The organism is Terrihabitans soli (genome assembly GCF_014191545.1).
Classification (GTDB): domain Bacteria; phylum Pseudomonadota; class Alphaproteobacteria; order Rhizobiales; family Methylopilaceae; genus Flaviflagellibacter; species Flaviflagellibacter soli.
In genome coordinates, this window is record NZ_AP023361.1 from 2776956 (window position 1) to 2796156 (window position 19201).

Annotated in this window: 21 protein-coding genes and 1 tRNA gene; 10 read left to right on the forward strand and 12 right to left on the reverse strand. The window is 62.4% G+C overall.

Annotated elements, in window-relative coordinates; genetic code table 11:
• Positions 1 to 44 precede the first annotated feature (44 nt).
• Together trxA and IZ6_RS14335 are read left to right on the forward strand one after the other, a co-directional pair.
• On the forward strand, positions 45 to 365 hold the full coding sequence (gene trxA, locus IZ6_RS14330; RefSeq protein ID WP_222875717.1) for a thioredoxin: 321 nt from the start codon (positions 45 to 47) through the stop codon (positions 363 to 365).
• 114 nt (positions 366 to 479) lie between these two features.
• The gene (locus tag IZ6_RS14335) at positions 480 to 1391 is read left to right on the forward strand and encodes a hypothetical protein (RefSeq protein WP_222875718.1); all 912 of its coding nucleotides are present in this window, start codon (positions 480 to 482) and stop codon (positions 1389 to 1391) included.
• Positions 1392 to 1393: 2 nt separating this feature from the next.
• Here the strand turns inward: IZ6_RS14335 and IZ6_RS14340 are convergent, their stop codons facing one another.
• The 11 genes from IZ6_RS14340 to aroA form a co-directional block, all read right to left on the reverse strand.
• A complete protein-coding gene (locus tag IZ6_RS14340) occupies positions 1394 to 2704 on the reverse strand; it encodes a bifunctional folylpolyglutamate synthase/dihydrofolate synthase (protein ID WP_222875719.1) in 1311 nt (436 codons plus the stop codon).
• A 130-nt stretch (positions 2705 to 2834) separates the two neighbouring features.
• Positions 2835 to 3755 carry an acetyl-CoA carboxylase, carboxyltransferase subunit beta gene (accD, locus tag IZ6_RS14345; RefSeq protein ID WP_222875720.1) on the reverse strand — a complete coding sequence of 307 codons (921 nt, stop codon included), beginning with the start codon at positions 3753 to 3755 and terminating at the stop codon, positions 2835 to 2837.
• A gap of 33 nt (positions 3756 to 3788) precedes the next feature.
• On the reverse strand, positions 3789 to 4628 hold the full coding sequence (gene trpA, locus IZ6_RS14350) for a tryptophan synthase subunit alpha (protein WP_222875721.1): 840 nt from the start codon (positions 4626 to 4628) through the stop codon (positions 3789 to 3791).
• Positions 4625 to 5836, reverse strand: coding sequence for a tryptophan synthase subunit beta (trpB, locus tag IZ6_RS14355; protein ID WP_222875722.1), 1212 nt, complete (start codon positions 5834 to 5836; stop codon positions 4625 to 4627). The genes trpA and trpB overlap by 4 nt, the downstream gene beginning before the upstream one ends.
• Positions 5833 to 6498 (reverse strand): phosphoribosylanthranilate isomerase, encoded by a 666-nt coding sequence (locus IZ6_RS14360; protein ID WP_222875723.1) that lies wholly within the window; start codon positions 6496 to 6498, stop codon positions 5833 to 5835. The genes trpB and IZ6_RS14360 overlap by 4 nt, the downstream gene beginning before the upstream one ends.
• Before the next feature lie 221 nt (positions 6499 to 6719).
• Positions 6720 to 7067: a LapA family protein gene (locus tag IZ6_RS14365; RefSeq protein ID WP_222875724.1), complete on the reverse strand. Its 348-nt coding sequence runs from the start codon at positions 7065 to 7067 to the stop codon at positions 6720 to 6722.
• Between the two features lie 30 nt (positions 7068 to 7097).
• Complete coding sequence (locus IZ6_RS14370) at positions 7098 to 7388, reverse strand: integration host factor subunit beta (protein ID WP_222875725.1); 291 nt, start codon at positions 7386 to 7388, stop codon at positions 7098 to 7100.
• Positions 7389 to 7424: 36 nt separating this feature from the next.
• Positions 7425 to 8399 carry a signal peptide peptidase SppA gene (gene sppA / locus IZ6_RS14375; protein ID WP_222875726.1) on the reverse strand — a complete coding sequence of 325 codons (975 nt, stop codon included), beginning with the start codon at positions 8397 to 8399 and terminating at the stop codon, positions 7425 to 7427.
• A 92-nt stretch (positions 8400 to 8491) separates the two neighbouring features.
• Positions 8492 to 10240 (reverse strand): 30S ribosomal protein S1, encoded by a 1749-nt coding sequence (gene rpsA / locus IZ6_RS14380; protein ID WP_222875727.1) that lies wholly within the window; start codon positions 10238 to 10240, stop codon positions 8492 to 8494.
• A 177-nt stretch (positions 10241 to 10417) separates the two neighbouring features.
• Positions 10418 to 11041, reverse strand: a complete 624-nt coding sequence (cmk, locus tag IZ6_RS14385; RefSeq protein WP_222875728.1) for a (d)CMP kinase — start codon at positions 11039 to 11041, stop codon at positions 10418 to 10420.
• A complete protein-coding gene (gene aroA, locus IZ6_RS14390; protein WP_222875729.1) occupies positions 11038 to 12378 on the reverse strand; it encodes a 3-phosphoshikimate 1-carboxyvinyltransferase in 1341 nt (446 codons plus the stop codon). The genes cmk and aroA overlap by 4 nt, the downstream gene beginning before the upstream one ends.
• Positions 12379 to 12525: 147 nt before the next feature.
• On the opposite strand from aroA, the gene IZ6_RS14395 reads away from it, so the two are divergent.
• The 6 genes from IZ6_RS14395 to IZ6_RS14420 all read left to right on the forward strand — a co-directional run bounded on the left by IZ6_RS14395 (position 12526) and on the right by IZ6_RS14420 (position 15802).
• Positions 12526 to 12930 (forward strand): TIGR02300 family protein, encoded by a 405-nt coding sequence (locus IZ6_RS14395; protein ID WP_222875730.1) that lies wholly within the window; start codon positions 12526 to 12528, stop codon positions 12928 to 12930.
• Between the two features lie 96 nt (positions 12931 to 13026).
• Positions 13027 to 13102, forward strand: a tRNA-Ala gene (locus IZ6_RS14400).
• A gap of 128 nt (positions 13103 to 13230) precedes the next feature.
• Positions 13231 to 14397 carry a glycosyltransferase family 2 protein gene (locus IZ6_RS14405; protein ID WP_222875731.1) on the forward strand — a complete coding sequence of 389 codons (1167 nt, stop codon included), beginning with the start codon at positions 13231 to 13233 and terminating at the stop codon, positions 14395 to 14397.
• A 58-nt stretch (positions 14398 to 14455) separates the two neighbouring features.
• Complete coding sequence (locus IZ6_RS14410; protein WP_222875732.1) at positions 14456 to 14857, forward strand: globin domain-containing protein; 402 nt, start codon at positions 14456 to 14458, stop codon at positions 14855 to 14857.
• Positions 14858 to 15085: 228 nt separating this feature from the next.
• Positions 15086 to 15508 (forward strand): Hsp20 family protein, encoded by a 423-nt coding sequence (locus IZ6_RS14415; RefSeq protein ID WP_222875733.1) that lies wholly within the window; start codon positions 15086 to 15088, stop codon positions 15506 to 15508.
• Positions 15509 to 15532: 24 nt separating this feature from the next.
• Positions 15533 to 15802, forward strand: a complete 270-nt coding sequence (locus tag IZ6_RS14420) for a BQ00720 family protein (RefSeq protein WP_222875734.1) — start codon at positions 15533 to 15535, stop codon at positions 15800 to 15802.
• A 21-nt stretch (positions 15803 to 15823) separates the two neighbouring features.
• On the opposite strand, the gene hrcA is transcribed toward IZ6_RS14420, so the two are convergent.
• Positions 15824 to 16912 (reverse strand): heat-inducible transcriptional repressor HrcA, encoded by a 1089-nt coding sequence (hrcA, locus tag IZ6_RS14425; protein WP_222877646.1) that lies wholly within the window; start codon positions 16910 to 16912, stop codon positions 15824 to 15826.
• Between the two features lie 145 nt (positions 16913 to 17057).
• On the opposite strand from hrcA, the gene IZ6_RS14430 reads away from it, so the two are divergent.
• Together IZ6_RS14430 and IZ6_RS14435 are read left to right on the forward strand one after the other, a co-directional pair.
• Positions 17058 to 18089, forward strand: a complete 1032-nt coding sequence (locus IZ6_RS14430) for a TAXI family TRAP transporter solute-binding subunit (protein WP_225873921.1) — start codon at positions 17058 to 17060, stop codon at positions 18087 to 18089.
• Positions 18090 to 18221: 132 nt separating this feature from the next.
• On the forward strand, positions 18222 to 19127 hold the full coding sequence (locus IZ6_RS14435; protein ID WP_222875736.1) for an amino acid ABC transporter substrate-binding protein: 906 nt from the start codon (positions 18222 to 18224) through the stop codon (positions 19125 to 19127).
• The last annotated feature ends 74 nt before the right edge of the window (positions 19128 to 19201 follow it).

The window sequence follows — 19201 nt, forward strand, 5'->3', positions numbered from 1 at the left end:
TACCTTCCGGTCACGCTTTTCGATTCCCGAACCCAGAGGTTCCAATGGCCACCGTCAAAGTCACCGATTCCAGCTTCGAAGCTGACGTCCTCAAATCCGACATCCCCGTCGTCGTTGATTTCTGGGCGGAATGGTGCGGGCCGTGCCGCATGATCGGACCGGCGCTCGAAGAGCTGTCCGGCGAATATGCCGGCAAGGTCAAGATTGTGAAGGTCAATGTCGACGAGAACCAGGAAGTCGCCGGCAAGCTCGGCATCCGCTCGATCCCGGCGCTGAAGCTGTTCAAGAACGGCGAGCAGGTATCTGAGATGGTCGGCGCCGCGCCAAAGGCGCGCCTGCAGCAGTGGATCGACAGCGCCGTCTGATCGCGCTCATCCCGGAATGACAAAGGCCCGCGCAAGCGGGCCTTTTTGTTTGGTCTACAAGTCCCCTCTTAAAAAGACTTGGCGGCGGTATGAACCAGTGGCTACGCTCGGGACATGACTGAAGATGACGATGAGATAGTCGCCGAGATCGACCCGACCCCGATAGAAATTTCATTCGCCGAGTTCCTTGAGACTGTCCCACCAGGCCAGTCACGGAAGGTAAAAGACCTATTCGGCCACGAAGCCACAGGTAAGCTATCGCAAACAGCCTACCGAGTGCGCGCACCACAGCTACGCCTTCACTGCGAAAACGCAGACTGCAATGGCGTACGTACGTTCCGGATTTTTTTCGGCGATCGAGATGTCCCTGATCTTGTAAAGTCGAAGTCCACGTTTCTAACATATCAGTGTTCTGACTGCCGCCGCACGATAAAGACCTATTCGATTAGGGCGACAGCCGATGAGGTAGGAGAAGCTGCCGGCGAGTGTTTCAAGTTCGGCGAGCGTCCTGCCTTTGGCACTCCAACTCCATCCCGCCTTCTTCGCCTACTCGGCAAAGCCGATGCCGACCTTTTCTTAAAAGGCCGCCGCAGCGAATTGGCGGGGTTGGGCATCGGAGCCTTTGGCTATTATCGCCGTGTCGTCGAAAATCAGAAGGGCGCTATCCTCGACGCGGTCATCAGCGTAGCGAAATTGGTCGGAGCAAAGTCGAGCGTTATTTCCGCGCTTGAATCTGCCAAGGAAGAAAAGCAGTTCGCCAAAGCCGTCGAATTGGTGAAGGACGCCATTCCTGAGAGCTTGCTTATCAACGGCCACAACCCGCTAACCTTGCTGCATCGCGCCCTGAGTGGAGGGCTCCACAACGAAAGCGACGAGATCTGCCTTGGAGCGGCTCAGGATATCCGCATCGTATTGGTGGCGCTTGCCGAACGACTCGGCCAAGCGCTCAAGGACGAGGAAGAGCTCAACAATGCGGTAAACCGGCTTATGAATCCGCCTAAACGCAAAAACGAAGCAGAGGATTAGCCTCACGCCGGAGGCGTGCCGTTCTTGTCGAGGACTTCGCCGGCAAGATAGAGCGAGCCGGCGATGAGGACGCGCGGCGCAAGTTCGCCATGCTCGACGCCGATGGAGCGCAAGGCGCTTTCGAGCGATTTGTGGGCGCGGGCGGGAAGTCCGGCATTCTCCGCCGAGACCGCGACGTCTTCCGGCGACAGGCCTGCATCGCTCATGACGATCGGCACCGTATGGACGGCGGCGGCAAGGCCGCGGAAGGGTTCGAAGAAGCCGTCCGAATCTTTTGTGTTGAGAATGCCGGAGATGAGGACCAGAGGCCGCGCGACGCGTTCTTCGAGATCGCCCATGGTTTCGGCGACGACGCGCGCGCCGGCGGGATTGTGCCCGCCATCGAGCCAGAGTTCAGATTCCGGCGGCAGCATATCCAGGAGTTTTCCGCGCGTGATGCGCTGCAGGCGCGCCGGCCAATCGGCATTCTGCACGCCCGCATCGATATGCGCCGGCGTGATCCCGAGCTGCGGCAGCGCGCGCAGAGCCGCAATCGCCGTTCCGGCATTTTCGAACTGATGGCGGCCGGGCAGACGCGGCGGCGGAATATCGAGAAGGCCATTTTCGTCTTCGAATACGAGACGCCCGCGCTCCTCGCGCGCCTGCCAGTCCTGCATGGAAATGTGCAGCGGCCCGGCGCGCACGCGCGCCGCGCAGGCCTCGATGACATCGCGCACGGAATCGAGCTGCTGCGAGACGATGGCAGGCACGCCCTTCTTGAGAATGCCGGCCTTCTCAATGGCGATCTCTTCAACGGTGTCGCCCAGAAATTTCGTGTGATCGACCGAGACCGGCGTGATGATCGAGGCGAGTGGCCGCTCGACGACATTCGTCGCATCGAGCCGCCCGCCGAGCCCGACTTCCAAAATCAGCACATCCGCAGGATGGCGCGCGAACAGAAGGAAGGCCGCGGCCGTCGTGATTTCGAACTGGGTGATCGGCGCGCCGTCATTGACACGCTCGGCTTCCATCAGCGCGTCGACCAAAGCCGCCTCGTCGACCAGCGTTCCGGCGAGGCGGATGCGCTCATGAAAACGTACGAGATGCGGCGAGGTGTAGACGTGAACGCTTTTTCCGGCGGCTTCCAGCATGGCGCGCAGGAAAGCGACGGTCGAGCCTTTGCCGTTGGTGCCCGCAACATGCAGGACAGGCGGCACGGATTTTTCGGGATGGCCGAGCGCTGCGAGCAGCCGCTCCATGCGGCCGAGCGACAGATCGATCTCGCGCAGATGCAGTTTCAGAAAACGCGCGAGTATGGTGCCGCTATCGTCCATTACTTCGACCTCATCCTGAGGAGGCGCGAAGCGCCGTCTCGAAGGATGGCGGGCGGACGCTGAGTGTGCGGCCCATGGTTCGAGACGCGCGGCTGCGCCGCGCTCCTCACCATGAGGACAGAGAATTTCATCACTCCGCCGCGGCGGCCGTCTCCGGCGGCAGGATCTCGCCCTGCACCACGACCGGAACCGTCGCAGCAGCGGGAGCCTTCGTCATGATGCGGCAGAGACGCGACAGCGTCTGGCGCAGCTCGTGGCGATGGACGACGAGATCGACCATGCCATGCGCCTTCAGATATTCGGAGCGCTGGAAGCCCTCGGGGAGCTTTTCGCGAATGGTCTGCTCGATGACGCGCGGGCCGGCAAAGCCGATGAGCGCGCCGGGTTCGGCGATATGGACATCGCCGAGCATGGCATAGGACGCCGTGACGCCGCCCGTGGTCGGGTTCGTCAGTACGACGATATAGGGCTTCTTGGCTTCGCGGAGCTGCTGCACCGCAACGGTGACGCGCGGCATCTGCATCAGCGACAGGATGCCTTCCTGCATGCGCGCACCGCCGGAGGCCGCGAACAGGATGAAGGGCGAGCCGCGGCGCGCGGCTTCTTCGAGGCCGGCGATCAGGGCTTCGCCCGCCGCCATGCCGAGCGAGCCGCCCATGAAATCGAAATCCTGGACGCCGATGACGACTTCAAGTCCGTCGAGATCGCCGGTCGCAACGCGCACGGCATCCTTGAACGAGGTCTTGGTGCGCGCATCGCGCAGACGATCGGCGTATTTCTTTTCGTCACGGAATTTCAGCGGATCGGCAACGACGTCGCGGAACGCGATCTCATCCCATTCGCCATTGTCGAACATATGCTTCAGGCGCTGGGTCGAGCCCATGCGCATGTGATAGCCCGAACCGGGAATGACCCAGAGATTGGCTTCCACGTCTTTATGAAAAACGAGCTGTCCGGACTCAGGGCATTTGATCCAGAGATTTTCCGGAACTTCCTTGCGCGAGAGCAGCGCCTTGATGCCCGGACGGACAACGTTCGTAATCCAGTTCATTACCTTCGGCGCCTCCCAGGCGCAGTCTTCATTTTATTCGGCGGCGACCGGTCTTCCCGACCTTACGCCCGCGGCCAATTCGCGGACCAGCTTGGTGACGGAGCTTACCGTCTTTTCCGTGGCACGGGCCTCTTTATCGAGGCTCAGCCTTACCGTTTCGACAAGCGCGGAGCCGACGACCACGCCGTCCGCCCCTTCGGCCACCGCCCGGGCATGATCGGCGGTTTTGACGCCAAACCCGACCGCTACCGGTAATGTGGTGTGCCGCTTGATACGCGCAACTGCCTGCGAGACCGCATTAAAATCCGGCGTGGCCGCGCCGGTAATGCCGGTCACCGAGACATAATACACAAATCCGGACGTGTTTTCGAGGACTGCCGGCAGGCGTTTGTCGTCGGTGGTGGGGGTTGCCAACCGGATAAAGTTAAGACCGGCCTTGATGGCCGGGAGGCACAGCTCGGCATCCTCTTCCGGCGGCAGATCCACGACGATGAGGCCATCGACGCCGGCGGCATTGGCGTCTTTGAGGAACGCATCGACGCCGTAAATATAGATCGGGTTGTAATAACCCATGAGGACGAGCGGCGTGTCCTTATCGGTCTTGCGGAATTCGGCGACGAGACCGAGCGTCTTCTTCAGCGTCTGTCCGGCTTTCAGCGCGCGCAGGCCCGCGGCCTGGATCGGCGGACCATCGGCCATCGGATCGGAGAACGGCATTCCGAGTTCGATGAGATCGGCACCGGCTTCCGGCAGCGCTTTCAAAATCTCGAGCGATGACTCGTAGCCCGGATCGCCGCCCATGACGAAGGTGACGAGCGCGGCGCGGCCTTCCGCCTTCACCGCGGCAAAGCGGGTTTCAATGCGCGTGCTCACAGGCTGGTCCCCATAATTTCGGCAACCTGCGGCACGTCCTTGTCACCGCGTCCCGACAGATTGACGACCATCAGGTGGTCCTTCGGCTTTTTCGGCGCGAGCTCTTTCACCTTGGCGAGCGCATGGGCGCTTTCAAGCGCCGGAATGATGCCCTCCAATTTTGAGAGCGTGCCGAACGCCTCGAGCGCTTCCTCGTCGGTGCAGGTCAGATATTTGGCGCGGCCGGTATCGGCGAGCCAGGAATGTTCGGGACCGATGCCGGGATAATCGAGACCGGCCGAAATCGAATGGCCCTCTTCGATCTGCCCGTCCTGGTTCATCAACAGGTAGGTACGATTGCCGTGCAGCACACCCGGGCGTCCGCCATTGATCGAGGCGGCGTGCAGCTTGTCGAGCCCGTGGCCCGCAGCTTCGACGCCGTAGATCTCGACCGACGGATCGTCGAGGAAGGGATGGAAGAGACCCATCGCGTTCGAGCCGCCGCCGACACAGGCGATCAAGCTATCCGGCAGGCGGCCCTCAAGCTCCTGCATCTGCTCGCGCGTTTCGCGGCCGATGATCGACTGGAAGTCGCGCACCATGGCCGGATAGGGATGCGGGCCCGCGACCGTGCCGATGCAATAGAAAGTGTTGTGAACGTTGGTCACCCAATCGCGCAACGCCTCGTTCATCGCGTCTTTCAGCGTTTTTGCGCCAGACTGCACGGGCACGACGGTCGCGCCGAGCATTTTCATGCGGAAGACGTTCGGCGCCTGACGGGCGACATCGACCGCGCCCATATAGACGACGCATTCGAGACCGAAGCGCGCGCAGAGCGTTGCCGTCGCAACGCCGTGCTGGCCGGCTCCCGTTTCGGCGATGATGCGGGGCTTCTTCATGCGGCGCGCCAGCATGATCTGGCCCAGCACATTGTTCACTTTGTGCGAGCCGGTGTGGTTCAGCTCTTCGCGCTTCAGATAAATCTTGGCACCGCCGAAATGCTCCGTGAGACGCTCGGCGAAATAGAGCGGCGAGGGACGGCCGACATAATGCTTCAGATGGCCGTCCATCTCCTTGAAATAGGACGGGTCCTTCTTGGCTTCCTCATAGGCCTCTTCGAGCGCCAGAATATTCGGCATCAGCGTCTCGGCGACAAAGCGTCCGCCGTAAATGCCGAAATGGCCGCTGTCATCCGGGCCGGAGCGGAAGGAATTGGGTCGATCGTTCACAACTTCACCTTCTCGCGCGCCACAGTGCGCACCGCCTGAATAAACGCCCGGATCTTGCCGATGTCCTTGATGCCCGGTGCGCTTTCGACCCCGGACGATACATCGACCGCCGACGCATGAGTCAGCCTAATCGCATCCGCCACATTATCGGGGGTGAGCCCCCCGGAAAGCATGAAGCCGAGTTCCGGGTCAAGATCGCGCAGGATCGACCAGTCGAAGACCTGCCCATGGCCGCCCGGCCGCTCGGCGCCCTTGGGGGGCCGGGCGTCGAACAGGATGCGGTTGGTGATCGACAGATAGACGGCCAGAGCCCCAAGATCCTCGGTGGAGGACACCGGAATGGCCTTCCAGATTTCGGCCTCGCCCCAGCGGGCGTGGAAAAAATTGAGGACGGCCGGGCTTTCGGAGCCGTGAAACTGGATGGCGTCGGGCTTCACGACGCTCATGATCTCGTCGAGCCTCTCGGAAGACGGATCGACGACGAGGGCGACGGTCGTGGCGCTGCCCCTCGCATGGCGGACAAGGGCCGCCCCCTGCTCCAGGCCGATATTGCGCGGGCTCTTGTCGAAAAAGACGAAGCCCACATGATCGGCACCCGCGTCCAGCGCGGCGTCGAGGGTCTCGATGGTGGAGAGCCCGCAGATTTTGACTTCGGTCGACATGGGGAGTGAGTAGCGGTCTCGGGGGCCGAGGTCGAGTCGGCGTTTCTCCCTCTCCCCGCCTGCGGGGAGAGGGTCGGGGTGAGGGGGAAAGGCCAAGCTTTCCAACGCCCCTCACCCGGCACTACGTGCCGACCTCTCCCCGAGCCAAGTCGGGTCTACCCGTACTTGGCCTCTAAAACTCTGAACTCGAAAACATTCGAGTTCAGGCGGGGAGAGGTGAACTAGCGGCCTTCCCCCATATAGGGAGCCGGCAGGCTGCCCGAAGACGGGACCTGCGCCCGGCGCAGATCGGCCGCTTCCTGTTCGAGGCGGCGGACCTCATGGCGGTTATGGCGGGCTTCGCGGCGATGACGCCGCTGCGAGATCCAGTCCGCGGCGCCGCCGACAACGACGCCGACCATCAGCGCGAGGATGATGACGAGGAACAGCGGCAGGTCGACCGACCAGGCTGGATCGCCGGGCGAGAACGGATCAAGCGAAAGGGTGACCGGCGTTCGGTTCGCCAGCGCGAAAATGAGGAGGATTCCAGCCACGGGGATCACCACGATGGCCGTCAGCAGTTTGCGCAACTAAACCTCCGGCGTCCGGACTTCTCCGGATCAGCCCTGGCCGTTCTTGTTGAGCCGGGCCCGCATTTCCTTGCCGCTCTTGAAGAACGGCACTGACTTCTGCGCCACCGAAACGCGCTCGCCGGTGCGAGGGTTGCGACCCTCGCGCGCCGGGCGGCTCTTGACCGAGAACGCACCGAAGCCGCGAAGCTCGACCCGGTCTCCGCGCGCGAGCGCCTCGGAGATCGCGTCCAAAATCGCGTTGACGACGTTCTCGACGTCACGCTGGTACAGATGGGGGTTTGCCGTAGCTACCCGTCCGACGAGTTCCGATTTGATCACGTTGCCTACCCTAAGTCTAAGTGTCTTATGCACTTTTTACTGTTGCAACGAAGGGTGCCAGATAGCAAGAAGCCCGTCAAGCGCGTGTAGATCGAGGTTGGATACCCCTCCTGCACGAATTTGCGCCGCAAAGGCCGGCAGCCCGACCGCCTCGACGAGCCCCGCGGCCATGCCGCGGGCAAGGCCGAGCTCCGAAAGAGAACCCTCTTCGGCCTTCCAATCGCGTATGGGCAAATCGGCGGAAACATTCTTTTGCGCAGCAAGCCAGGCGCGCGCTTCCTCCTCGCCGCCGATCTGATCGATGAGGCCGAGATCAAGCGCCTGACGTCCGGTAAAGGCGCGGCCGTCGGACACCTGATCGAGTTTTGCACCCGTAATATTACGGCGTTCGGAGACGAGCGCCTTGAACCAGGCGAAGCTGTCCATGATGAGGCTTTCGAGCGCCGCGCGTTCCTGCGGCGTCGTCGGCTTGAACATATCGGGCGCAGCTTTCAGCGGCGCGGATTTTACCGACTCCACCTTCACGCCGATATTGCTCATCAGTCCGGACAAATCCGGATATTGCGCGAGCACGCCGATCGAGCCCGTCAGCGAGGTTTTACGCGCGATGATGCGATCGGTTGCAAGCGCTGCAATGTAACCGCCCGATGCTGCGACCGAGCCTACCACCGCAACAACGGGACGCGTCTCCGCAATCTTACGGATATCGCCGTACAATTCTTCGGACGCGGTGACACCGCCGCCGGGGCTGTCGATTTCGAGCAGCACCGCTTTCGCGCCGCTCTTGCCGATGGCCTCGAACATTTTCTGGCGCGCGTCGGAGCCGAAGATGACGCCGTTGAGATTGACGCGCGCGACATGCGGCGAATTTTTCCCCGGCGCAAATCCCGAGAGACGGTAACCGAGTACGACGACGACGAGCGCCGCGAGGACGAGCGCCGCAATGCGCCAGAAACCGAGACGGCGGCGCAGACGCCGTCTTTCGACAACACCGTTCACATCGAGGGTCATGAAGCTCTCCGGTTGCAGCGCAGTCTAAAAGCAAACGGCCCGCCGGGGAAATCCCCGGCGGGCCGCTGGTCAGCAAAAGCTGAACGTTTTGATTAGTCTTCGCTCTTATCGTCCGAACGCTGCTTGAGCGCGGCGCCGAGAATGTCGCCGAGCGAAGCGCCGGAGTCGGACGAACCGTACTTCTCCATGGCTTCCTTCTCCTGCGCGACTTCCTGCGCCTTGATCGACAGACCGATCTTGCCGGTCTTCTTGTCGGCGGAGGTGACGCGCGCATCGACCTTCTGGCCGACCGAGAAGCGCTCGGGGCGCTGATCGTTGCGGTCGCGGGCGAGATCGGCACGGCGGATGTAAGCGCTGGCGCCGCCATCCACGAGCTTCACTTCGAGGCCGCCGTCCTGAACTTCGACGACTTCAACTGTCACGACAGCGTTCTTCTTCAGCTCGCCGCCGCCGGCAGCCGCCGAGGACGAAACCGGATTGCCGCCGAGCTGCTTGATGCCGAGCGAGATGCGCTCCTTCTCGACGTCGACGTCGAGAACGACCGCTTTGACCATATCGCCCTTCTTATAGTCCTCGATCGCGACTTCGCCCGGACGGTTCCAGTCGAGGTCGGAGAGATGGACCATGCCGTCGACATCGCCGTCGAGACCGAGGAACAGGCCGAATTCGGTCTTGTTCTTGACCTCGCCTTCGACCTCGGTGCCCTGCTTGTACTTCTCGGCGAAAGCTTCCCACGGATTCTGCAGGGTCTGCTTGAGACCGAGCGAAATGCGGCGCTTGGAGCTGTCGACTTCGAGCACCTGCACTTCGACTTCCTGCGAGGAGGAGACGATCTTGCCGGGGTGCACGTTCTTTTTGGTCCACGACATTTCGGAAACGTGGATCAGGCCTTCGATGCCCGGCTCCAGTTCGACGAACGCGCCGTAGTCGGTGATGTTGGTGACGCGGCCCGAGAAGCGCGTACCGACAGGGTATTTCGCTTCGATGCCTTCCCACGGATCGGCGAGCAGCTGCTTCATGCCGAGCGAGATGCGGTGCGTCTCGTGATTGATCTTGATGATCTTCACCTTCACCGTCTGGCCGATGTTCAGAACTTCGGTCGGATGGTTGACGCGGCGCCATGCAATGTCGGTGACGTGCAGCAGGCCGTCGATGCCGCCGAGGTCAACGAACGCACCGTAATCGGTGATGTTCTTGACGACGCCATCGATGACCTGACCCTCTTCGAGGTTCTGCACAAGTTCCTGACGCTGTTCGGCACGCGTCTCTTCGAGCACCGTGCGGCGCGAGACGACGATGTTGCCGCGGCGGCGATCCATTTTCAGGATCTGGAAGGGCTGCGGCATGTTCATCAGCGGACCGACATCGCGCACCGGGCGGATATCGACCTGGCTGCGCGGCAGGAAGGCCACGGCACCGTCGAGATCGACCGTGTAGCCGCCCTTGACCTGGTTGAAGATGACGCCTTCGACCTTCTCATTCTTGTTGAAAGCTTCTTCGAGCTTGACCCAGCTCTCTTCACGGCGGGCCTTGTCGCGGGAGATGACGGCTTCGCCGAGCGCGTTTTCGATGCGCTCGAGATAGACCTCAACTTCGTCGCCGACCTTCAGGCCGTGCTCGCGGCCGTGGCCGCCAAATTCGCGGAGCGCAACGCGCCCTTCGGTCTTGAGCCCCACATCGATGACCGCGACATCCTTTTCGATGGCGGTGACGGTGCCCTTGATGACGGAGCCTTCAGCCAGATCCTGTTCGGCGAAGCTCTGTTCGAGGAGGGCCGCGAAATCTTCGCGGGACGGGGCGGAGTCCTTTTTGGACTTGGTGGCGGTAGCAGTCGCGTTCATGTGGTGTCGTATTCCTCAGCAGCCGGCGGTTCGTGTTGCGTTGCATCCATGATCTGCCGAAAAACATGACCTTGGTCCTGATAACAGGACCCGGGCCGGCGCTCGGAAGGCGGATCGGGACGCGTGAATGTTCCGAAGTCTTAGAGACTTAGAAGTCTTGGGGCTTAATGGAGCCCGTCAGCTTGTCGCGGCGTCGACAATGGCAACAGCCGCCCGGAACGCCGCGTCTATATCCATTTTAGTGGTATCGAGCAAGGCTGCGTCCTCAGCCTGCCTCAGAGGGGAAACCGCCCTATTGGTGTCCCGCTCGTCCCGGGCCCGGATATCGGCCAGAACCTCGTCAAAAGTGATGGGATCGCCCCTCGAGGCCAGTTCCTTGAACCGGCGGTTGGCCCGCTCTTCGGCCGAGGCGGTGACAAACAGCTTGGCATCGGCATCCGGGCAGATAACCGTGCCGATATCGCGCCCGTCGAGCACGGCCCCCTCGGGCCGGGCGGCAAAGGCCCGCTGCAGCTGGACAAGGGCGGCCCGGACCCCCGGAAAGGCCGCAACTTTGGAGGCCGCAGCCCCCATTTCGGCGCCCCGGAGGGTCTCGTCGTCCAGCGTCTCGACATCGAGCTTGCGGGCGGCGATGGCCGCCTCCGCCTCGTCGGTCAGCGGCTTGCCGGCCTGAATGAGCTGATAGGCGACGGCGCGGTAGAGCAGCCCGGTATCGAGATGGGCGAGGCCATAATGCCTGGCGATGCGCTTGCCGAGCGTGCCCTTGCCGGAGGCCGCCGGCCCGTCGATCGCAACGATCATGACGGCAGGATCTCGGCGCCGAGCGCCGCCATCAGCGGCACGAAGGTCGGGAAGCTGGTCGCGATCATCGTGCCGTCATCGACGCCGACGGGGCTTTGCGAGGCCAGGCCCATCACAAGGAAGCTCATGGCGATGCGATGGTCGAGATGGGTCGCAACCTCACCTCCGCCGCGGACCGCGCCGCCATGGACGATGAGATCATCGCCCTCGATCTGCGCATCCACGCCATTGGCGATCAGCCCGGCATGAACGGCGGCGAGGCGGTCGCTTTCCTTGACGCGCAGTTCGGAGAGGCCGCGCATGCGCGTCGTGCCCTTGGCAAAGGAGGCGGCGACGGCGAGCACCGGGAATTCGTCGATCATCGACGGGGCGCGGTCGGCCGGCACATCGACGCCGCGCAGATCGGAGGCGGTGACGCGCAGATCGGTGACGCTTTCGCCGCCTTCGGTGCGGCGATTGGTGAATTCGATATTGGCGCCCATTTCGAGCAGCGTCGTCACGAGCCCGGTGCGCAGCGGATTGTCCATCACGCCTTCGATGACGATGTCGGAGCCGGGCACGATCAGCGCGGCGACCAAAGGAAACGCCGCCGAGGACGGATCGGCCGGAACGATCACTTTATTGGGATGAAGTTCCGGGCGGCCCTTGAGCGTGATCTTGCGCCCGTGCTGGCCATGCGGCTCGACTTTGATGTCGGCGCCGAAATGGGCGAGCATTTTTTCGGTGTGATCGCGCGTTGCTTCCTTTTCGATCACCGTGGTCGTGCCGGGCGAATTCAGCGCGGCGAACAGGACGGCCGATTTCACCTGCGCCGAGGCGACGGGTGTTTCATATGAAACCGGGATCGGATCCGAGGCGCCGGCAAGCTTCAGCGGCAGGCGGCCGCCTTCGGCCTGCTCGACGACTTCGGCGCCCATTTTCACCAGGGGATCGAGCACCCGGCGCATCGGACGCTTCCTCAGCGAGGCATCGCCGTCAAAGGTCGCGGTGATGCCGTGGCCGGCAACAACCCCCATCATCAGGCGCGAGCCGGTCCCGGCATTGCCGAAATCGAGCACGCCCTTGGGCGGCAGGAGAGAGCCGATGCCGGTGCCCGCGACCCGCCAGGCGCCCGTGCCGACCCGCTCCACTTTGGCCCCGAGCAGGGTGCAGGCGCGGCCGGTGGCCAGAACGTCCTCGCCCTCGAGAAGCCCCTCGATCTCGGTCGTGCCGCGGGTCAGAAGGCCGAATATCAGCGCCCGGTGGGAGATCGACTTATCCCCCGGCACCCGGACGCGGCCTTTCAGGCCGGCGGCACGGTGCCCGATAAGGGGCGCGGGATTGTGGCTGTGCGACAAGGTTCGGCCGGGTCTTTAATGATTTCTGAAAGCGGCCCGCCTCTAGCACAGCATGGGCCTTGCCGCCATGCCTTCACCCCTCTACTTGACAGTCCCAGGCGGGCGCGTCAGGAAGCGCGCCAATCATCAATCAGCGGTGGACTTTCCGTGGCCAAAGCAGAACTCGGAACCAAGCGCGTCTGTCCGACGACGGGGCGCAAATTCTACGATTTGAACAAAGACCCGATCATCTCGCCCTATACGGGCATGGTGGTCCCGGTCGCGCCGGTGGTCGCAAGCCGCGCCTCCCGCGCCGAACCCAAGGCGGCAGTTCCCGTCCCGGCCGAAGAGGTCGTGGCCGAGGAGGAAGTCGAGGTCATCAGCCTCGATGAGGCCGACGAGGAAGAAACGACGACCGGCAAGAAGGAAGCCGCCGACGATATCGATGTCGTCGATGAAGAAATTCCGGATGCCGACGACGACGACGACACCTTCCTCGAAGAAGACGAGGATGACGAGGTCGACGCCGCAGAACTCATCGACGGCGAACTGCCCGGTGAGGAAGAAGCTTGAGGTAACCGCTCTTTTGTGGTCTTAGACGCGTCCGCTTCGGGCCGCTTCGGCCCGGGGCGCCCTGCCGGCAATCCCAATTGCCGGCAGCAATGGAATGGGGTCATAGCTCAGTTGGGAGAGCGCTTGAATGGCATTCAAGAGGTCGGCGGTTCGATTCCGCCTGGCTCCACCATTTCTCCAAAATCTTCAGGACGAGATCGTCCGCCGCGGCGGCGTTGAAGGCGCAGAACGTACAGCCTCGACGCTGGGCTTGCGCCGGATTAACGTCGGCGCCCAGCGCAACTCGGCACACATATAATCTTGTCCGATCCGACACGCATGACGGCCATCCCGCCTCGGAGCGCCTCCGGCTCTTCATCCGCGCCATCGCGCGATGTCCTCACAAAGGCCGCCGAAGTCGGCCGGCGGGACATTCAATCCGCACTTAATTTTCTGGCGCAGTTCGGCGGCCCTCCGGCGCAGGCCGCCGGCAATATTCTCCTGGCCAATCATTTTCTGCAGAGTGAGGAGAGATGGCTGCATCATCTCAATCTCTATCTGCATCCTTACGGAATATCGCCGATCGAATTGAAAGGGCCGAAGCGGGATAGATTTTTCCGGCTTCATTCGACGCCGCCCAACTATGTCGAGGACGGGCCGCTCGTCAGCATCATCATGCCGGCATTCAATGCCGAGGAAACCGTCGAAACCGCGCTTCGCTCGCTGCTCGCGCAATCGTGGCGAAACATCGAAATCATCGTCATAGATGACAAAAGCTCCGACAGGACGAACCAGATCGTCAAGACTCTGGCGAAGCAAGACGGACGCATTCGCGTGTTCCGCAATCCCGCAAATATCGGCCCGTACGGATCCCGAAACCTTGCGGTGACTCAAAGCCACGGGATGTTCATCACCACCCACGATGCCGACGACTGGGCCCATCCCCAGCGCATCGAGATGCAGGTTTCGGCGATCCGCGACCATCAGCTGGCAGGCGTCGTGATGCGCGCCATACGCATGACGAAGAAGGGCGAGTTTTCGCAACTCGGAAACGACGGCACTCCGGAATCCCATGACGGCGTGCTGAAGACGAGCCACGTCTCGGCGATGTTCCTCAAAGAAGATTTCGATAAAAGACTCGGTTCCTGGGACACCGTCCGATTCGCCGCCGACAGCGAGCTTCTGAGCCGAAGCAAGATCGCTTTCGGGGAGCGCTTCGCCGAGTTCGCCAAGCCGACGCTCATCTATTTCGACAACCCGACGAGCCTGACGAACAATCCGCGGTCCGGCTTCATCAATGGCGCCCTGTCACCGGTACGGCTGAAATACCGCCAGCACTGGAGCGCGTGGCACGACGCGCTCGATACGTCCAAAGACACTTACATGCCCTTCCCGCAGCAAAATCGCCCGTTCGAGGCCCCGGATGCGATGAAGGTGCCGGCCGAAAACGTCGAGCAGTGCCGCGCCAAATTCGACGGTTCGGCCTGACGCCCGCCTGCCGCTGCCTGTAGCGCGAACCATCCCCCGCCGTGTAAGCTTGGTGTGCATGACACCAGATGAAATCAGACTCGTCCGACAGACCTCGGACGTCATTCTCGGCAGCTCCGGCTTTGCCGATTTCTTTTACGACCGGCTGTTTGCCCGCGCGCCCGAAACGCGCGCCCTGTTCCGCAGCGATATGCAGGAGCAGAAAATGAAGTTCATGAACATGATCGCAACCTTGGTCGGCTCGCTCGACCGGCCGGACGTCTTCGCCGGGGTGCCGCGCCATCTCGGCTCGCGGCATGCAAATTACGGCGTTATCTCTGATCACTATGGGCCGGTGGGCGAAGCTTTGATCGAGGCGCTCGAAACCGAACTCGCAGCGCGCTTTACACCCGATGTCCGCGCCGCCTGGATTTCGCTCTATGGCGAAGTCAGCACCGCGATGACGCGCGGCGCGGCTTAGGGCGCCCGGCGTACATACGCAACTTTTTGGCCCATCGGCCTGAAACCGGCCGCTCCTGGGGCCAAAAAACAGCGAAATCCGCCGAAGATCCAGGGTTGCAGACGGGCGAGGACGCCTCCCCGGGGGGACGCTTGCGATAGCCCGCCCCACCCCCCATCTATGCCTCAAGCGAGACGCCTCTTTCCGGGTCCGCGTCAAAAAAGCCGCTTCCGAGGAGGGCTTTAGCGAATGTCACGTCCGGCGCTTTCGAGCCCCCTTCTTCTGGGTTTCGAGAACATCGAGCGCATGCTCGATCGTTTGGCCAAGGGCGGTGACGGCTACCCTCCGTATAATGTGGAACGGTTTGCTGCGTCCGGGGACGAACCCGAAAGGCTGCGTATAACTTTAGCCGTAGCCGGGTTTACCGCCGAGCAACTTGGCGTGACTCTTGAAGAGGGAAAACTCGTGATCCGCGGGCGTCAAACGGAAGAGACCGAGCGTATCTTCCTGCATCGCGGAATTGCGGCGCGCCAGTTCCAGCGCGTCTTTGTTCTGGCCGAGGGCATGGAGGTGCTTGCCGCCGATCTGTCCAATGGCCTGTTGACCGTCGATCTTGTCCGGCCCCAGGCTGTGCCTGTAGTCCGCAGAATCGACATTGCGGCCCGCCCGTAAGCGGGCCAGAGAGGTTGAGTTGAGATGATCCACAAGGTCGAAAACGCTGCCGCCGAGCGCTTCATCACGGCGGAACAGCTCGCGGGTCTGGGCGGCGGCAAGATCGCTTACGTCAAGACCATGCAGTCGGACGAGATCAACCGCCTGTTTCCTGAGGCGCCTGACCTTGCGCCCGGTGTCGAACTTTTCGCGCTGCTCGGCGCGGACGGCACGCCCATTCTCCTGACCGACTCCAAAGAGGCGGCGATTGCCAATGCCTGGGAGAACGAGCTCGAAACGGTGAGCCTGCACTGATGTATATACACGGCGAGGGCCTCAGCCCTCGCCGAGAAGCCGGCCGACGACTTTGGCCGTGTAATCCACCATGGGCACCACGCGCGCATAATTGAGACGCGTCGGACCGATGACGCCGACAACGCCGACAATGTTCTGACGCCCGTCGCGGAAGGGCGCCGCAATCATCGACGAGCCGGACAGCGAGAACAATTTGTTCTCCGAGCCGATGAAAATGCGAACGCCGTCCGCCGTCTCGGCGCGGCCGAGCAATTCGATCACTTCCTTTTTACCCTCAAGATCGTCGAGCAAAAGACGCACGCGCTCGAGATCCTCGATCGCTTTCAGATCCTCGAGAAGATTTGCCTGACCGCGCACGATCAATCTTCGATCCGCGCCCTCGCCCGCACCCCAGCTCGCAAGCCCTGCGTCGACAAGCGACGCGGTAATGGAATCGAGTTCGCCGCGCGCCGTTTCACGCGCATGCTCGATATCGGCGCGCACTTCGAGCAGCGTTCGGCCGCGAATACGTGCGTTGAGAAAATTCGTGGCTTCCGTCAGCGCCGAGGCCGGCAATCCGACCGGCAGCGGCACGATGCGGTTTTCGACCGAGCCATCCTCGCCGACGAGGACGACAAGCGCGCGCCGCGGCTCAAGCTGCACGAATTCGATATGTTTGAGCCGTGCGTCCTGCTTGGAGGCGAGCACGACGCCCGCGCCGCGCGACAGACCGGAGAGAAGCTGCGAGGCCTGGCCCAAAACATCGTCCATCGAACGGCCGATGCCGGCGCCCGCGACTTTGGCTTCGATGGTGCGGCGCTCGGCTTCCGACACTTCGCCGATCTCAAGCATCGCATCGACGAAGAACCGCAGACCGAGTTCGGTCGGCAGGCGGCCGGCGGAGGTGTGCGGCGCCTGGATCAGCCCGAGCCCTTCGAGATCGGCCATGACATTGCGGACCGAGGCCGGCGACAGCGGCGCGGTGAGGAACCGCGAAATATTGCGCGAGCCGACAGGCTCGCCGGTCGCGAGGTAACTGTCGACGATCTGGCGGAATATTTCCCGCGACCGTTCATTGAGCTGGGGCAGGCCGAAGCCGGTATCCAGTGGGGGTACGCGTGGGGTCACGATCCGAATGTCATGCGCTTGGGGTTTCCGATCAAGCCTTGGGAAACCCTGTCCTGTACGGCCAGTTGTGCGGGGAGGCCCGGCATGCGAACATTTACCTATGTCGGCCGGGGGGCCGGCGTTTGAGACCCGTGGGGGGTTAAAACCCGTGACTTATCGCAAAGGTGCCCTGCGGCTCGCGCTCGCGGGGCTGCTCGCTATTGGCATGCTCTCTGTGCCCGCGGCACAGGAGATGAAATTCTTCCGGATCGGCACCGGGGGAACGGCCGGCACCTATTTTCCGATCGGCGGGCTGATCGCCAATGCCGTGTCCGCCCCGCCCGGCAGCCGGGCTTGCGAAGCCGGCGGCGCCTGCGGCGTGCCCGGCCTTGTCGCTATCGCCATCGCCTCGAACGGCGCCATCGCCAATGTGAACGACATCCAGGCCGGCCGGCTCGAAGCGGGCTTTACGCAATCGGACGTCGCCTATTCGGGCTATACCGGCGGCGGCGTGTTCGAGGGCCGGGACAAGGCGCCCGATCTGCGCGGCATCGCCAATCTCTATCCGGAAAGCGTCCATCTCGTCGTCCGCAAGGGATCGGGCATCGCCTCGGTGGCCGATCTGAAGGGCAAGCGCGTCTCGATGGACGAGCAGGGCTCCGGCACGCTTCCCGATGCGCGGCTGATCCTTGCCGCGTTCGGCCTGTCGGAACGCGATATTGTGCCGGAATATCTGAAGCCGGACCTGTCGGGCAAAAAACTCGCGGCGGGCGAGATCGACGCCTTTTTCTTCATCGGCGGCGCGCCCGTTGCGGCCATTGCCGAACTCGCCAATCTGACCGCCATCGACCTTGTGCCGATCACCGGCGCACAAGCCGAGAAGGCGCTGACGCGCTATTCCTTCTTCTCGTGGGACCAGATTCCCGCGAACACGTATAAAGGCGTCGGCGAAATCTCGACGATGAGCGTCAGCGCCATTCTCGTCACCACCGCCAAACAGGATGAAGAACTGATTTACGGCCTGACGCGCGCTTTGTGGAACGACAACACCCGCAAACTGCTCGACAACGGCCACGCCAAGGGCAAACGCATCCTTCGCCAGAATGCGGCCAAAGGCCTCGGCATTCCGCTGCATCCGGGAGCCGAACGCTACTACCGCGAGGCGGGATTGATCCCGGAAAAAGCGCAGACCTCCCAATGACGCAGGCGTGAGAGCGCCCTAGCTTTCTATCTATGGACAAGGATCGGCCAACACAGGCACGATCCCTGTGGGAAGCCGGGGGGTGACCCGAGCGCCGGCAAAACAAAAACGCCGGCGCACATGGAGGAAATTATGCGCGTTAAACACCTTCCTCTTCTGGCGGCAGCCTTTGCGCTGTTGTCCGGGCCGGCTCTGGCCCAGACGGATACGCTGAAGAAGATCAAGGACAGCGGAACGATCACCATCGGCCATCGCGAGTCGTCCGTGCCGTTCTCCTATTACGACGACAAGCAGCAGGTCGTGGGCTACGCCATGGATCTGTGCCTGGAGATCGTCGATGCGGTGAAGACCGAACTGAAAGCGCCCGATCTCAAGGTCGCGCTCAATCCGGTGACATCGGCCACGCGCATTCCGCTGATCGCCAATGGCACGATCGATCTCGAATGCGGTTCGACGACGAACAATCTCGAACGCCAGAAACAGGTCGGTTTCACCATCACGCATTTCGTGACGGCAAGCCGCATCCTGTCGAAGAAGGCGGACGGCATCACTTCGCTCGCCGACCTGAAGGGCAAGCAGGTCGTCTCGACCTCGGGCACGACGAGCCTGAAGCTTCTCAACGAGAAAAACACGGCTGAAAATCTCGGCCTGACGATCCTGCCGGCAAAGGACCACGCGGAAGCGTTTCTGATGCTCGAAACCGGCCGCGCGGCCGCGTTCGTGATGGACGACATCCTGCTCGCTTCCCTTGCGGCGAACTCGAAGGACCCGGCCGCCTATGTCATTACGGGTGATCCGCTGTCGGTCGAGCCTTACGGCATCATGCTGCCGCTTGGCGACACCGCCTTCAAGAAAGTCGTCGACGATGCGATGACCAAGATCTACACTTCGGGTGAGATCAAGGGTATTTACGACAAGTGGTTCACCAAGGCGATCCCGCCGAAAGGCATCATCCTGAACGTGCCGCTGGGTCCGATCTTCCAGAAGGTGATCGACAAGCCGACCGACTCGGGCAATCCGGACGACTACAAGTCCTGATGCCGAAAACACGCGCGATCTTTTCCGCGCATGAGAAAATGCCGGGCGCCACAGCGCCCGGCATATCCGGCTCT

What these genes read in the sequence shown, in the direction of transcription:
- accD (WP_222875720.1), bottom strand. Translation starts at nt 3,755, where the DNA reads ATGAACTGGATTACGAACGTTGTCCGTCCGGGCATCAAGGCGCTGCTC.
- IZ6_RS14340 (WP_222875719.1), bottom strand. Translation starts at nt 2,704, where the DNA reads ATGGACGATAGCGGCACCATACTCGCGCGTTTTCTGAAACTGCATCTG.
- IZ6_RS14410 (WP_222875732.1), top strand. Translation starts at nt 14,456, where the DNA reads ATGACACCAGATGAAATCAGACTCGTCCGACAGACCTCGGACGTCATT.
- IZ6_RS14420 (WP_222875734.1), top strand. Translation starts at nt 15,533, where the DNA reads ATGATCCACAAGGTCGAAAACGCTGCCGCCGAGCGCTTCATCACGGCG.
- trxA (WP_222875717.1), top strand. Translation starts at nt 45, where the DNA reads ATGGCCACCGTCAAAGTCACCGATTCCAGCTTCGAAGCTGACGTCCTC.
- IZ6_RS14435 (WP_222875736.1), top strand. Translation starts at nt 18,222, where the DNA reads ATGCGCGTTAAACACCTTCCTCTTCTGGCGGCAGCCTTTGCGCTGTTG.
- IZ6_RS14415 (WP_222875733.1), top strand. Translation starts at nt 15,086, where the DNA reads ATGTCACGTCCGGCGCTTTCGAGCCCCCTTCTTCTGGGTTTCGAGAAC.
- rpsA (WP_222875727.1), bottom strand. Translation starts at nt 10,240, where the DNA reads ATGAACGCGACTGCTACCGCCACCAAGTCCAAAAAGGACTCCGCCCCG.
- sppA (WP_222875726.1), bottom strand. Translation starts at nt 8,399, where the DNA reads ATGACCCTCGATGTGAACGGTGTTGTCGAAAGACGGCGTCTGCGCCGC.
- IZ6_RS14335 (WP_222875718.1), top strand. Translation starts at nt 480, where the DNA reads ATGACTGAAGATGACGATGAGATAGTCGCCGAGATCGACCCGACCCCG.
- IZ6_RS14360 (WP_222875723.1), bottom strand. Translation starts at nt 6,498, where the DNA reads ATGTCGACCGAAGTCAAAATCTGCGGGCTCTCCACCATCGAGACCCTC.
- cmk (WP_222875728.1), bottom strand. Translation starts at nt 11,041, where the DNA reads ATGATCGTTGCGATCGACGGGCCGGCGGCCTCCGGCAAGGGCACGCTC.